The organism is Pseudomonas sp. S4_EA_1b, from assembly GCF_016307435.1.
In the GTDB taxonomy this organism is placed as follows: domain Bacteria; phylum Pseudomonadota; class Gammaproteobacteria; order Pseudomonadales; family Pseudomonadaceae; genus Aquipseudomonas; species Aquipseudomonas rhodesiae.
Genome location: NZ_JAEILC010000139.1, coordinates 1 through 14,509 on the forward strand (window position 1 = coordinate 1; position 14,509 = coordinate 14,509).

Here is a 14,509-nt window from a genome sequence, read left to right on the forward strand (position 1 = left end):
TATAACTTCTGCTTGACACTCCAGGAAAACCCCGCAAATATTCGCCCCAATGTTGTACGACGTCGAATAAAAAATAATAAAAACAACAAAAGAAAGGGAGCGTCACTGTGAGTCAATTCGCCCGCAATTCCTGCGTACGTCTGGGCCTTGTCGGCCTCGGCAGCCTGAGCATCACCCTACCCTTCGCCGCGCATGCCGATGGCTTTGTCGACGACGCCAAGGCCACGCTCNNACCGTAACTTCACCAACCCGGGCAACGCCCAGGGCAAGGCTGAAGAGTGGACGCAGAACTTCATTCTGGACGCCAAGTCCGGCTACACCCAAGGCACGGTGGGTTTCGGGATCGATGTGCTGGGCCTGTATTCGCAGAAGCTCGACGGCGGCAAAGGCACCGGCGGCACCCAGTTGCTGCCGATCCACGACGACGGTCGCCCCGCCGACAACTTCGGGCGCTTGGGCGTAGCGCTGAAAACCAAACTGTCGAAGACCGAATTGAAAGTCGGCGAATGGATGCCGGTGCTGCCGATCCTGCGCTCCGACGATGGTCGCTCACTGCCGCAAACCTTCCGCGGTGGCCAGGTCACCTCCAATGAAATCGCCGGCCTGACCCTCTACGGCGGGCAATTTCGCGGCAACAGCCCACGCAACGACGCGAGCATGGAAGACATGTTCATGAACGGCAAAACCGCGTTCAAGTCGGACCGCTTCAACTTCGGCGGCGGCGAATACACCTTTAATGACAAACGCACCCAAGTCGGCCTGTGGTACGCCGAACTGAGCGATATCTACCAACAGCAATACGTCAACCTCATCCACAGCCAACCGCTGGGCGACTGGACCCTGGGCGCCAACCTCGGTTTTTTCAACGGCAAGGAAGACGGCAGCGCCCTGGCCGGCGACCTGGATAACAAAACCGCGTTTGCCCTGCTCTCGGCCAAGTACGGCGGCAACACGTTCTACGTGGGCCTGCAGAAACTCAGCGGCGACAGCGTGTGGATGCGCGTCAACGGCACCAGCGGCGGCACCCTGGCCAACGACAGCTACAACTCCAGCTATGACAACGCCAAGGAAAAATCCTGGCAACTGCGTCACGACTTCAACTTCGCGGTGCTCGGCGTACCCGGCCTGACCTTGATGAACCGCTATATCAGCGGCAGCAACGTGCACACCGGAACGATCACTGACGGCAAGGAATGGGGCCGCGAATCGGAACTGGCCTACACCGTGCAAAGCGGCGCACTGAAGAACCTCAACGTGAAATGGCGCAACTCCACGATGCGTCGGGACTTCAGCACCAACGAGTTCGATGAGAACCGGATATTTATCAGCTACCCGATCTCGTTGCTCTAAAGGTTGCCGAACCTAAACACTAACGCCCACCCCATGTGGGAGGGGGCTTGCCCTCGATGACGCGGGTCAGCCGATACTGCCTTTGCTGACCCACCGCTATCGGGGCGAGCCGAATCGACGTTGACAACCAGGGACTCCCTAACAATACTTCGACATAGTCATACGACAACCTACAACAAAAATCTGGAATGCCCATGACCACCACCACCCCAGCTCCCTTCCATCGCCTGCTGCTTACCGGTGCCGCCGGCGGCCTGGGCAAAGTCCTGCGCGAACGCCTTCGCCCCTACGCTCAGGTGCTGCGCCTATCGGACATCGCCGAAATGGCCCCCGCCGCCAACGCCCAAGAAGAAGTGCAGCTCTGCGACCTTTCCGACAAACAGGCCGTGCATCACCTGGTTGAAGGCGTCGACGCGATTCTGCATTTTGGCGGCGTGTCGGTGGAGCGTCCGTTCGAGGAGGTCCTCGGCGCGAATATCTGCGGGGTTTTTCATATCTACGAAGCCGCCCGTCGCCATGGCGTCAAACGGGTGATCTTCGCCAGCTCCAACCATGTGATCGGTTTCTACAAGCAAGACGAAAAAATCGACGCCCACTCCCCGCGCCGCCCGGACAGCTACTACGGCCTGTCCAAGTCCTACGGCGAAGACATGGCGAGTTTTTACTTTGATCGCTACGGCATCGAAACCGTCAGCATCCGCATCGGCTCCTCGTTCCCCGAGCCGCAGAACCGCCGGATGATGCACACCTGGCTGAGCTTCGATGACCTGACCCAATTGCTCGAACGCGCCCTGTACACGCCCAACGTCGGCCACACCGTGGTCTACGGTATGTCGGACAACCTCGACACCTGGTGGGACAACCGCTACGCCGCGCACTTGGGCTTCGTGCCCAAAGACAACTCCGAAGTGTTCCGTGCCCAGGTCGAAGCCCAGCCGCCGGTGGCCGACAACGACCCTGCCAAGGTCTACCAGGGCGGCGCATTCTGCGCGGCTGGGCCGTTTGGCGACTGAGCGTTTACCAATCCAAGGGAATGAGTGGCCATGACTGCTGAATTAATCGTCGACGCCCGCAATGCCGTGGGCGAATGCCCGCTATGGGTGCCGGAGGAAAACGCGCTGTACTGGGTCGATATCCCCCACGGCGGCCTGCAACGCTGGAGCGCCCAGAGCGGTGAAGTACAGCGCTGGAATGCCGACACCATGCTGGCCTGCATTGCGCGCACCGAAACCGGCGGCTGGGTCGCGGGTATGGAGAGCGGTTTTTTCCAACTCACCCCCCAGGCCGGTGGGCATCTAGATACCCAACTGCTGGCCGGCGTCGAGCACCCACGCCCGGACATGCGCATGAACGACGGCCGCTGCGATCGCCAGGGACGTTTCTGGGCCGGCAGCATGGTGCTCGACATGGGTGCGAACGCCGCCGCAGGCATTCTTTACCGCTACACCGGTGACGGCGCGGCCCATGCCCAACTGGACGGTTTCATCACCCTTAACGGCCTGGCGTTCAGCCCGGACGGGCGCACGATGTACGTCTCGGATTCGCACCCATTGGTGCAACAGATCTGGGCCTTTGATTACGACGTCGACAGCGGCACGCCGTCCAACCGCCGAGTATTTGTGGACATGCACAACCACCTCGGCCGTCCGGATGGCGCAGCGGTGGATGCCGATGGCTGCTACTGGATCTGCGCCAACGACGCCGGTCTGATCCACCGTTTCACCCCCGAAGGTCGCCTGGACCGCTCCCTGAGCGTGCCGGTGAAAAAACCCACCATGTGCGCCTTTGGCGGCAGCCGCCTGGACACTTTGTTCGTCACCTCGATCCGTGATGACCAGGGCCCCCAGTCGATCGCCGGCGGCGTGTTCGCCCTCAACCCCGGCGTCACCGGATTGCCGGAGCCCACCTTCGCCCTCTAGCTGCATCGCTGTGCCTTGAATACAACAATAACAAGACAGGAGTGACCCCCATGGACTTCAAACGCACCTTGCTGGCCGCTGCACTTCCCCTCAGCGTTCTTCTCAGCAGCGCCGCCCACGCGCTGGAAATCAAGTTCGCCGACGTTCACCCCGCCGGCTACCCCACCGTGGTCGCCGAACAAAACATGGGCAAGGCCCTGACCCAGCAAAGCAACGGCGAACTGACCTTCAAGTACTTCCCCGGCGGCGTGCTGGGTTCGGAAAAAGAGGTGGTCGAACAGGCCCAGGTCGGCGCCGTGCAGATGACCCGCGTCAGCCTCGGCATCGTCGGCCCGGTGGTGCCGGATGTGAACGTGTTCAACCTGCCATTCGTGTTCCGCGACCAGGCGCATATGCGCAAGGTCATCGATGGCGAAATCGGCGATGAGATCCTCGCCAAAATCACCGACTCCGAGTTCGGCCTGGTGGCCCTGGCCTGGATGGACGGCGGCACGCGCAACCTCTACACCAAGAAACCGGTGCGCAAGATCGAAGACCTCAAGGGCATGAAGATCCGCGTGCAGGGCAACCCGCTGTTCATCGATGCTTTCAATGCCATGGGCGCCAACGGCATCGCCATGGACACCGGCGAGATCTTCAGTGCCCTGCAGACCGGGGTGATCGACGGCGCCGAAAACAACCCGCCGACCCTGCTGGAACACAACCACTTCCAGAACGCCAAGTACTACACCCTCACCGAGCACCTGATCCTGCCCGAGCCCATCGTGATGTCGAAAATCACCTGGAACAAGCTCACCCCTGAGCAACAGGCGATGGTGAAAAACGCCGCCAAGGCCGCCCAGGCCGATGAGCGTGTGCTGTGGGACAAAAAGTCCGCCAGCAGCGAGGAAAAGCTCAAAGCCGCCGGCGTGGAATTCATCACCGTCGACAAAAAACCCTTCTATGACGCCACCGCGCCGATTCGCGCGAAATACGGCGCGGCCTACGCCGACATCATCAAGCGCATCGACGCCGTTCAGTAACCCTCCCCTTCCCTGACAAGGCCCGGCGCGGTCGACATCGACGCGCCCGGTTACGGTGAACGCCATGAAGAATTCACTGCTGCGCATCAACGACCGCATTTACATGACCTGCATCTGGGTCGCCGGCCTCGCGGTACTCGGGGTCGCGCTGATCATTCCCTGGGGCATCTTCGCCCGCTACGTCCTCGGCACCGGCTCCAGCTGGCCGGAGCCCACCGCCATTCTGCTGATGCTGGTCTTCACCTTCATCGGCGCCGCCGCCAGCTACCGCGCCGGCGCCCATATGTCGGTGGCGATGATCACCGACCGCCTGCCTCCCGCCCAACGCCGCCTCGTCGGTATTTTTACGCAACTGCTGATGGGCAGTATTTGCCTGTTTATGACGGTCTGGGGCGCCAAGCTGTGCGTGTCGACCTGGAACCAATTCATGAGCGCCATCCCCACCCTGCGCGTGGGCATCACCTATATGCCGATCCCCATCGGCGGGCTGCTCACGCTGATATTCGTGGTGGAGAAACTCCTGCTCGGTGACCAGAGCAACCGGCGCGTGGTGCGCTTCGACCTGGTGGAAGAAAGCGAAGGGGCTGCCTGATATGGACGCATTGATTCTGTTGGGCAGCTTTATCGCCTTGATCCTGATCGGCATGCCGGTGGCCTACGCCCTGGGGCTATCAGCATTGATCGGCGCGTGGTGGATCGACATTCCGTTCCAGGCCCTGATGATTCAGGTGGCCGGCGGCGTGAACAAGTTTTCGCTGATGGCGATCCCGTTCTTCGTGCTCGCCGGGGCAATCATGGCCGAGGGCGGCATGTCGCGGCGGCTGGTGGCGTTCGCCGGGGTACTGGTGGGCTTCGTGCGCGGCGGCCTGTCGCTGGTGAACATCATGGCCTCGACCTTCTTCGGCGCCATCTCCGGTTCGTCGGTGGCCGACACCGCCTCGGTGGGCTCGGTGCTGATCCCGGAAATGGAACGTCGCGGCTACCCCCGCGAGTTCGCCACCGCGGTTACCGTCAGCGGCTCGGTGCAGGCGCTGCTGACCCCGCCCAGCCACAACTCGGTGCTCTACTCCCTGGCGGCCGGCGGCACGGTGTCGATCGCCTCGTTGTTTATGGCCGGCGTGGTCCCCGGCCTGCTGATGAGCGCATGTCTGATGGTGCTGTGCCTGATCTTCGCCAAGAAGCGCGACTACCCCAAGGGCGAAGTCATCCCCCTCAAGCAGGCGCTGAAAATCGCCGCCGACGCGCTCTGGGGCCTGATGGCCATGGTGATCATCCTGGGCGGTATCCTCTCGGGCATCTTCACCGCCACCGAGTCGGCCGCGATTGCGGTGCTGTGGGCATTCTTCGTCACCATGTTCATCTACCGCGACTACAAATGGAGCGAGCTGCCCAAGCTGATGCACCGCACGGTGCGCACCATTTCCATCGTGATGATCCTGATCGCGTTTGCCGCCAGCTTCGGCTACATCATGACCCTGATGCAGATCCCGGCGAAGATCACCACGCTGTTCCTGACCCTGTCGGACAACCGCTATGTGATCCTGATGTGCATCAACATCATGCTGCTGTTGCTCGGCACGGTGATGGACATGGCGCCACTGATCCTGATCCTCACGCCGATCCTGCTGCCGGTGGTGCTCGGCATCGGTGTCGACCCGGTGCACTTCGGCATGATTATGCTGGTCAACCTCGGCATCGGCCTGATTACGCCGCCGGTGGGCGCGGTGCTGTTCGTCGGGGCAGCGGTGGGCAAGGTGAGCATCGAAAAAACCGTAAAAGCGCTGGTGCCCTTCTATGCCGTGCTGTTTCTGATCCTGATGGCCGTGACCTACATCCCGGCGCTGTCGCTGTGGCTGCCGAGCGTGGTGCTGTGATGATTGAGCTTGAAGATGCGTTGACCCACCTCAGCTTGAATCCAGCGGTGGGCGGCAGCCTCGTCAATTGGCGCGTGCGCGCCACCGGCCAGCCGCTGTTGCGTCATAACGACGAGCAGGCCATTGCGACCGGCCTGCCGGGCAAGCTGGGCTGCTATCCGTTGGCGCCGTGGTCCAATCGCATTGCTCACGGCGGCTTCGACAATCCCCTGGGTTGGCTGGCGCTCAAGCCCAACAGCCTGACCGACCCGCTGCCGATCCACGGCTCTGCCTGGCAGCAGGCGTGGCAGGTGGTGAGCCAGGCAGCGGATGAGGTGCTGCTGGCGGTGGAGTGCGACACGCCCTTCGCTTATCGCGCCGAGCAGCGCGTGCGCTTGCATGAGGGCACGCTGAGTCTTGCGTTGCGCGTCACCCATTTGGCCGAGGAGCCGGCATGGCACGGCTTGGGCTTACATCCCTATTTTCCACGCCGACCAGGCACGCGGTTGCAGGCCAGGGCCGCGCAGGTTTGGCTGAGTGATGCGTCCAAGCTGCCGACGGGGTTGGCATCGATACCGGCGGACTGGGATTTCCGGCAGCTCAATGAGCTGCCCGAGCGTCAGGTGGACAACGGTTTTTGCCAGTGGGACGGGGCTTGTCGGATCGAACAGCCGGAGCTGGGCTATGTATTGGAAGGCCAGGCCAGGGGGGCCGATTACTTCCTGCTGTACTGCCCACCGGGGCTGGGATTCTTTTGCATAGAGCCGGTGAGCCATCCGGTGAATGCCCATCACCTGCCGGGCAGGCCGGGCCTGAAGCTGCTGGAACAAGGCCAATCAACCCACCTCGATTTCAGCCTGAAATATGTCCCCATTGTGGGAGGGGGCTTGCCCCCGATGGCGGCAAACCAGTGACATAGATGCTGTGATTGAACCCCTGCACGGGGGCAAGTCGAATCGTCGCACCGCCGCTCCACAAGTGGTCAAGCCCCTTCAGGGCGGGCTGTTTTTGAGCCGCCCTGCCGTGTCGATACTCACGACAACCGACAACCCTGGCCTTAAGCGTTCGCTCTCGGCCTGATCCGGGTCCACCGTAATCCGCACCGGCACGCGCTGGGCAATCTTCACAAAATTGCCGGTGGCATTGTCGGCCTGCAACAGGCTGAACTCGGAACCGGTGGCCGGGGAAATATGCTGCACCGTGCCGTGAAACTTGCGATGGTTCAGCGCATCCACGGTAAAGGTCACTGGCTGGCCGACCTGCACATTGTCCATCTGGGTTTCTTTCATATTGGCGATCACCCACAACTGCTTCGGCACCAGCGCCATCAGTTGCGCGCCGGAGTTGACGTAGGCGCCGAGGCGCACGCCGATTTGGCCCAATTGGCCGTCACGGGGCGCGTTGATGCGGGTATTGGACAGGTCGATCCGCGCCAGTTCCACCGCCGCGTCGGCACTGGCCACGGCGGCTTCCAGGGAGCCGCGATTGACGATCACCGTCTGCAAATCCTGCCGGGCGATTTCCAGGCTGGCCTGGGCCTGAGCGACCGCCGCCTGGGTCTGGGCATTCGCCGCGCGGGTCACGTCAAGCTCGCGCTTGGACACCGAGCCATCGCTGATCAGTTCCTGGTTACGCCGCAGGTCGGCGGTGCTTTTGCGCGCCTGGGCCTGGCTGTCCGCCAAGGCTGCCTGACGCAGTTTGATCGTGGCTTCGGCGCTGTTGCGTTGCTGCACCACATTGGCCAGCGCGGCCTTCTGCACCGCCAGTTGCGCCAGCGCCTGGTCGAGGCGCTGCTTGTAGATGCGGTCATCCAGGCGCACCAGCAGGTCGCCGGCCTTGACGTACTGGAAGTCCTGCACCGGCACCTCGAACACATAGCCGCTGAGCTGCGGGCCGATAATCGTCACCTGACCGCGCACCAGGGCATTTTCGGTGGTTTCCACCGCGCTGCTGAACGGCGGCAATTGCCAGGCATACAGCACGATCAACACGCCGACGATGGCAATCGCGGCAAAGCCCAGGGAGGACAGGATGCGCACCCGCAATGGGCGCAGCTCGGTGGGCACGGCACCCGGCGGCGTGCTGCCCTCCGGGGTTGAAGCAATGGCGGTGGTGGTCGTGGTCGAGGGTTCGGTCATGAAGTAACGCCGCTGGGTTGAACGGGAGGAGTAGCCGCTTGGGTGGTCGTCATCAGCCATAGGCTGCGGGTAAAAATCCACAGCATGGTCAGGATCGCGATGATCGCAATCAGCATAAACACATCGTTGTAGGCCATCACATTCGCTTCACGGGTGGCCGCCGTGGCCAGGCTGCGAATGCCCATGAGGTTGCGCAATTGCGGGTCGGCCACCAGCCCGCCGTAGGCCGAACCGCCGCTCTGCACCCGCGCGGCCACGCGGGGGTCGAGCAGGGTCAGGTGTTCGACGATCATGCTGGAGTGAAACTTCTCGCGCACCACCTGGAAAGTGCCGAGCAACGCCGCGCCAATCAGCCCGCCGAGGTTCTGGCAAATGCCGAACATCACCGAAAAACTCACCAGGTTGCGCGGGTTGGTCAGCACGTTTTTGGTGCCCAGTACCATGGTCGGCCCCAGAAAGAACGTACCGCCGAAGCCTAGCAGGAACTGGCTGACATACAGGTTCTGCGGCCGGGTCAGGTTGCTGGAAAAGCTGTCCATCACCGACCCGGTGGCCATCAGCGCCAGGGAGATCACCAGCGGCATCAACAGGTGCGCGGGGTTGATGGTCAACGCACTGATCGCCAGCCCGCTGATCGCCCCGGCCAGCATCACCACGTAAAGCGTGTGCATCTGCTCGTAGCTCATATTGAGCATCTGCATAAAACCCACCGCGCCGGTGGACTGCTCGGACAGCACCATACGAATCAGGATCACCGCCAGCGCCAGGCGAATCATCACGCCGCTGCCCAGCCAGCGCGTCATCAGCAACGGGTTGGCGCGGTTATGTTCGATGGCCAGGCCAGCCATGATCAGCACCAGGGAGCAGGCCGAGGCGATGCCGATCCACGGCGCTTCCAGCCACCAGTCGATACGCCCCAGGGACAGCACCGCACACAGCAGCGCCACACCGCTGGAAAGAATGGCGAAGGTGAGGAAATCGAGTTTTTCAAAGGTCTTGAAACGGTCACCGGGCGGCAGCTTGAGCAGGAACACACAACCCAGGCAGATCAGCGCCAGGCCCAATTCGAACAGGTACAGGCCGCGCCATTCGGCGATCTGCAGCAGATCCTCGGAGAACAAGCGCGCCAGCGGCAGCGCCAATTGCGCGGTGCCCAACCCCAGCACCAGCGCCTTCAAGCGCCATTTGGCCGGAAACGCCTGGATCATGTAATACAAGCCCAACGAACTGAGGGCCGCGCCCACCATGCCATGGGCCGCGCGCACGGCGATGGCCGAGTTGAGGTCGTTGACGAACAGGTGGCCGAACGTCACGAGCGCATACAGCACCAAAAATACTTCGGTGAAGGCCCGCAAACCGAACTGCTGGCGAAACTTCACCAGCAGCAGGTTCATGCACACGTTGGTCATTACGTAGGCGGCGGGCAGCCAGGCCATTTCCGCGGTGGTCGCACCGAGCGCGCCTTGCAGGTATTGCAGGTTGGCGATCACCAACGAATTGCCCAGCCCGCCGGTGATCGCCACCAGCACACCGACCATCGCGAATAGCCAACGCTTGTAGGTGGGATGCAACGGCGTCGACGGCGAACCGGGCAGGCTCGGGCGTTCGTGGGGTTGCCAGGCGCGGGGGGTGTATTTGTCCATTCAATGACCTAGATGACCCGACGGGGGCGTCGGTAATACCTCTACTCAGAGAACAGTAAACCTGAGCGGAGTTCATCTTGCCATCTTGGGGTGGAATGGGGGTCTGAAGCGGGTAGGGTCAGAAAGTGGGAGGGGCAAGCCCTCCCCCACATTGGATCTCAGGTGCATCCAGAGGCAGACTCCAGATCAAATCCAACCGAGCCAACTCCAGTAAGTCGCCGCCAACACCAACATCAGCCCATACCCGATCAACGTCACCAGAATCCCCACCTTGGCAAACTGGCGCGCGGTAAATGTGCCGGTGCCCAGGCACACCATGTTCTGCGGCGCGTTGATCGGCAGGATAAACCCGTAACTCATCACAAACCCCAGCAACAGGGTCATGCCCAAGCGGCTGAATTCGCCGGGCAGGGTTTGCAGCACCGCAATCAAGATCGGCAATAGCGCCGAGGTCAATGCGGTGGCGCTGGCAAAGCCCAGGTGGATCAGGATCAGGAACGCGCCAAGGATCGCGAACACGCCCAGCGGGCCGACCTGGTCCAAGCCGGTGTGGGCCACCACCGCAGCACCCAGCCACTGCCCGGCCTGGGTGGTCAGCAACGCCGTACCCAGGCTGATGCCCACGCCGAACACGATCACCGTGCCCCACGGAATGCGCGACTGCACATCTTTCCAGGTCATCACACCAATGCCCGGCAGCAGCAGGACTACCAACCCGGCGTAGGTGGTCGAGGTGGTGTCGAAAGGATGCAGGCGCCCTTCCGTGGCCCACGCCAACAGCAGCAACACCGACACCGCCAGCAAGCGTTTCTGCGGGCCGGTCATGGGGCCGATGTCCACCAGGGACTGGGCCACGGCTTCCTTGCCGCCGGGGATGCTGTCGGTTTCCGGCGGCAGCAGCTTGAGCACCAGAAACAGCAATACCGCCGACATGATCAGCGCCCACGGCGCGCCGGCGATCAGCCAATCGAGCCATGACACGCGCTGGCCGAGCATCTTGTCCATAAAACCGACGGTCAGCAGGTTCTGCGCCGCGGCGGTCTGGATGCCGACGTTCCAGATGCTGGTGCCCTGGGCCACCACGATCATGATCCCGGCGGCGATATTCGAGCGCTTGTCCACGCCGAACGCGGCGATCACCCCCATCATGATCGGCACCACACAGGCACTGCGCGCCGTGGCGCTGGGCACCACCAGGCTGAGCAGGATCGTCACCGCGATCGCCCCCAGCAGGATGCGCCGAGTGCTGGTGCCGATACGGCTTAGCGTCACCAGGGCGATGCGCCGATCCAGGCCGGTATGGGTCATGGCCGCCGCGATAAACAGCGCCCCTGCCACCAGCGCCAGCGCCGGGTTGGCGAAGCCGGTGAGCGCCATGCTGATGGCCGGGCTGGAGCCGATCAGGTGCGTGGGGTCTTGCAGCGAGGGTGCCGTGCCGAGCAGAAAGGCCATGAGCGAGGTGATCATGATCGCGCTGGCCTCATAGGACACCGCCTCGGTGATCCACACCACCACGGCAAACACCAGGATCGCCAGCATGCGCTGCCCGGCCACCGGCAGGTCGGCGGGCAGCGGCAACAGCAGCACGCCGGCCATCGCCAACACGGCGATCACCAGGCCCAGGGGCAATTTGAAAGGTGCAGCGGTCATGGCGTACTCCAGGCCTCTAGATCAGGCCTTAGCTTGCCGTAACGCCCGCTGCAACGTGTTGACAGGTATCAAGCTTCTAGGCCAGCAATTGACTGAGTACCGCGCGCAACTTTCCGGGCTTGACCGGTTTGTTCAGCAACGGTGCATCCAGCCGGCGCAACGCGCGGCGGCATTGGTCGGTGCGGTCGGCGGTGATGATCACGGCGGGGATCTTGTGACCGAAATGCTCGCGCAACTGCTTGACCACCAGGCAGCCCACCACCCCGTGGTCGAGGTGGTAGTCCGCCAGAATCAACTCCGGCGCCCTGCCCTGCAGCGCATGCAATGCGCCGACCTGGTCGGTGGCGGTGACCACGTCGCAACCCCATTGGCCCAGCAGCGCGCGCATGCTGTCGAGGATGCTGATCTCATTGTCGATCACCAGCAAACGCCGCCCCGGCAATGGGTTACCGGTGGTGGGCAGGGTCGGTAACTGGCTGATCGCGGGTGGCATCTCTGCGCTGATGGGCACCTCGATGCTGAACATCGAACCGCGCCCCGGCCAGGAACGCACCGCCACCGGGTAGCCGAGAATCTCGGCGATGCGTTCGACAATCGCCAGCCCCAAGCCCACACCTTTGCGTTCCGACGCGCGGCCGACATCGAGCTGGTTGAACTCCAGGAAGATCGCTTCCAGCCGGTCGGCGGCGATCCCGCGCCCGGTGTCCCACACCTCCAAGCGCAGACGATCGCCACGACGGCGGGCGCCGAGCAGGATGCAGCCTTCGTCGGTATAGCGGCAGGCGTTGCTCAGGAAGTTGCGCAAGATCCGCGTCAGCAAACGCAGGTCCGTATGGATCGCATACCCCCCGGTGCGCGCACGCAGGTTCAACCCGGCCGCCTGGGCCACCGACTGAAACTCCGAGATCAACGGTGCGAACAGTTCCTCCAGGCGATACACCGCCGCGTCCGGCTTGACCGCCGCCTGGTCGAGCCGCGAGATATCGAGCAGATCCGTGAGTAAGTCCTCGGCGCCTTCCAGGGCCTGATGGGTCCGCTCCACCAGCACCTGCTCGACACTGGGCAACGCCCGCTCGCGCAGGGTGGCGATCAACAGGCGCGCGGCGTTCAGCGGTTGCAGCAGGTCGTGACTGGCGGCGGCGAGGTATTTGTCCTTGCTGCGGTTGGCGGCCTCGGCGGCGTCGCGGGCATCGCGCAACTGCCGTTCCACCTGTTCACGCTGGGCGATCTGCTGTTGCAGGTTGCGGTTGGCCTCCAGCAATTCATCGGTGCGCGCGGCCACGCGCTGTTCCAGCTCATCGTTGAGGCGGATATAGCGCCGACGCTCGGCTTCCAGTTCGTCCAGGCGTGCCGTCAATTCGGGGTAGTGGCTCTTGCGCGCCGACTGGTCGCCCAGCCCGAGCAACCCGGCGAGGGCGCGCTGCTGGTCGTCAGAGAGCTTCGCCATACACGACCTCGACGTCACGCTGGCTCGACTCGCGCGGGTTGGTGAGGATGCACGGGTCGTGCATCGCATGCTGGGACAGGAACGGAATATCCGCCACGCGCACCCCATGCAGACCAAGGGTTTCATGGAAGCCAATGGCGTGTTTCAGGGCAATCAGGTGTTCCACCAGGCGCCCACAGATCTGCCGATGGTTCAGGCCCCGGCAGTCGATGCCGAAGGTCTCGGCAATCACCTTGAAGCGCTCCGGCGCCGAGTTGTAGTTGAACGCCACCACATGCTCGACCAGCACCGCGTTGCACAGGCCATGGGGCAGGTCGAGAAAGCCGCCGAGGCTATGGGACATGGCATGCACCGCGCCAAGGATCGCATTGGAAAACGCCAGGCCGGCCTGCATGCTGCCGAGCATGATCTTCTCGCGCAGGGCAATGTCCGTGGGGTTGGCGATCATCTGCACCAGGTTGCCGTTGATCAACCGCATGGCCTCCAGGGCATGGGGGTCGGTGAGCGGGCCATGACCGGTGGAAACGAACGCCTCGATGGCATGCACCAAGGCGTCGATGCCGGTGCAGGCGGACAGGAACGGGTCCATGCTGGCGGTGGTTTCCGGGTCGATCAGCGACACATCCGGCACCACCGCCTTGCTGACGATGGAGAACTTCATGCGTTCCTGCTGGTTGGAAATAATCACGAACTGCGACACATCCGCCGAGGTCCCGGCGGTGGTAGGGATCAGGATCAGCGGTGGGCTGGGCACGCGGATGGTGTCCACGCCTTCGAAGTCCAGAATGCTGCGCCCGTGGGCCACCACGATGCCGATGGCCTTGCCGCAGTCCATGGGGCTGCCGCCGCCGATGGCGACGATCACGTCGCAATGGTTTTCCCGGTACACCTCGGCGCCGAGCATCACCTCCTCCACGCGCGGGTTGGGCGACACGGCGCTGTACAGGCAGTAGTCGATGCCGATGGCCTGCAGGCTGGCTTCCACATCGGCGACCCAGCCGGCGGCGATCACACCGGGGTCGCTGACCACCAGCACCTTGCGCGCACCGAAGGTTTTGGCGTAGTTGCCGACGTTATGCCGGCAACCGGCACCGAAGATGATTTCAGGCGAGACGAATTTACGCAGGAGGCTCAGGTTTGGGCTCATTGGAAAGCCTGTTCTTATTATTTTTGGAAGATGCGCTCCACACTAACCGATCCGCAGGCGTTTGCAATCAGACCAAAGGGTCATTCCCAATAGCGCACCGGCCAGCACTGGGCTGGCCGGCTGTTGAATCAACGGCTGGCGAAGTACATGGTCACTTCAAAGCCGATACGCAGGTCGGTGAAGGCGGGTTTGGTCCACATGGGAGAGTCCTCTTGTTGTGCCGGAAGATTCCGGTAAAGGCATTAATACATGGGGGGTTGGGGGGGCGAATGCTACTTTCGAAGTAAATGCCGCACTGCATTAGTCGCGAATGTACAGGGAACAAAACTGTGGGAGGGGG

The 14,509-nt window shown here is 62.7% G+C and carries 12 protein-coding genes and 1 pseudogene; 7 read left to right on the top strand and 6 right to left on the bottom strand.

All coding sequences use genetic code 11. From position 1 onward, the window contains the following. Positions 1–107: 107 nt before the first annotated feature. From YA0848_RS31905 to YA0848_RS31935, 7 genes and pseudogenes are all read left to right on the top strand, one after another. Positions 108–1,350: pseudogene (locus YA0848_RS31905) on the top strand (OprD family porin). Between the two features lie 194 nt (positions 1,351–1,544). After that, on the top strand, positions 1,545–2,363 hold the full coding sequence (locus YA0848_RS31910) for an NAD-dependent epimerase/dehydratase family protein (protein WP_094066493.1): 819 nt from the start codon (positions 1,545–1,547) through the stop codon (positions 2,361–2,363). Positions 2,364–2,393: 30 nt separating this feature from the next. After that, positions 2,394–3,269, top strand: a complete 876-nt coding sequence (locus YA0848_RS31915) for an SMP-30/gluconolactonase/LRE family protein (protein WP_169903426.1) — start codon at positions 2,394–2,396, stop codon at positions 3,267–3,269. A gap of 50 nt (positions 3,270–3,319) precedes the next feature. Further along, entirely contained in the window at positions 3,320–4,291 is a 972-nt protein-coding gene (locus tag YA0848_RS31920; RefSeq protein ID WP_034098896.1) for a TRAP transporter substrate-binding protein, read from the top strand. Positions 4,292–4,355: 64 nt separating this feature from the next. Then, the gene (locus tag YA0848_RS31925) at positions 4,356–4,883 is read left to right on the top strand and encodes a TRAP transporter small permease (RefSeq protein WP_047882674.1); all 528 of its coding nucleotides are present in this window, start codon (positions 4,356–4,358) and stop codon (positions 4,881–4,883) included. Position 4,884: 1 nt separating this feature from the next. After that, positions 4,885–6,165 carry a TRAP transporter large permease gene (locus YA0848_RS31930; RefSeq protein WP_034098900.1) on the top strand — a complete coding sequence of 427 codons (1,281 nt, stop codon included), beginning with the start codon at positions 4,885–4,887 and terminating at the stop codon, positions 6,163–6,165. After that, positions 6,165–7,058, top strand: a complete 894-nt coding sequence (locus tag YA0848_RS31935) for an aldose 1-epimerase (RefSeq protein WP_169903425.1) — start codon at positions 6,165–6,167, stop codon at positions 7,056–7,058. Before YA0848_RS31930 ends, YA0848_RS31935 begins: the two co-directional genes overlap by 1 nt. 78 nt (positions 7,059–7,136) lie before the next feature. Here the strand turns inward: YA0848_RS31935 and YA0848_RS31940 are convergent, their stop codons facing one another. The 6 genes from YA0848_RS31940 to pqqA all read right to left on the bottom strand — a co-directional run bounded on the left by YA0848_RS31940 (position 7,137) and on the right by pqqA (position 14,369). Then, on the bottom strand, positions 7,137–8,282 hold the full coding sequence (locus YA0848_RS31940; protein WP_169903424.1) for an HlyD family secretion protein: 1,146 nt from the start codon (positions 8,280–8,282) through the stop codon (positions 7,137–7,139). Further along, entirely contained in the window at positions 8,279–9,925 is a 1,647-nt protein-coding gene (locus YA0848_RS31945) for an MFS transporter (RefSeq protein ID WP_169903423.1), read from the bottom strand. Before YA0848_RS31945 ends, YA0848_RS31940 begins: the two co-directional genes overlap by 4 nt. 186 nt (positions 9,926–10,111) lie before the next feature. Beyond that, positions 10,112–11,575 (bottom strand): DASS family sodium-coupled anion symporter, encoded by a 1,464-nt coding sequence (locus YA0848_RS31950; protein WP_169903422.1) that lies wholly within the window; start codon positions 11,573–11,575, stop codon positions 10,112–10,114. Positions 11,576–11,651: 76 nt separating this feature from the next. Further along, positions 11,652–13,022 (bottom strand): ATP-binding response regulator, encoded by a 1,371-nt coding sequence (locus tag YA0848_RS31955; RefSeq protein WP_169903421.1) that lies wholly within the window; start codon positions 13,020–13,022, stop codon positions 11,652–11,654. Further along, positions 13,006–14,169: an alcohol dehydrogenase-like regulatory protein ErcA gene (ercA, locus tag YA0848_RS31960; protein WP_034098911.1), complete on the bottom strand. Its 1,164-nt coding sequence runs from the start codon at positions 14,167–14,169 to the stop codon at positions 13,006–13,008. Before ercA ends, YA0848_RS31955 begins: the two co-directional genes overlap by 17 nt. 128 nt (positions 14,170–14,297) lie before the next feature. Further along, on the bottom strand, positions 14,298–14,369 hold the full coding sequence (gene pqqA, locus YA0848_RS31965; protein WP_010209364.1) for a pyrroloquinoline quinone precursor peptide PqqA: 72 nt from the start codon (positions 14,367–14,369) through the stop codon (positions 14,298–14,300). Between the last annotated feature and the right edge of the window lie 140 nt (positions 14,370–14,509).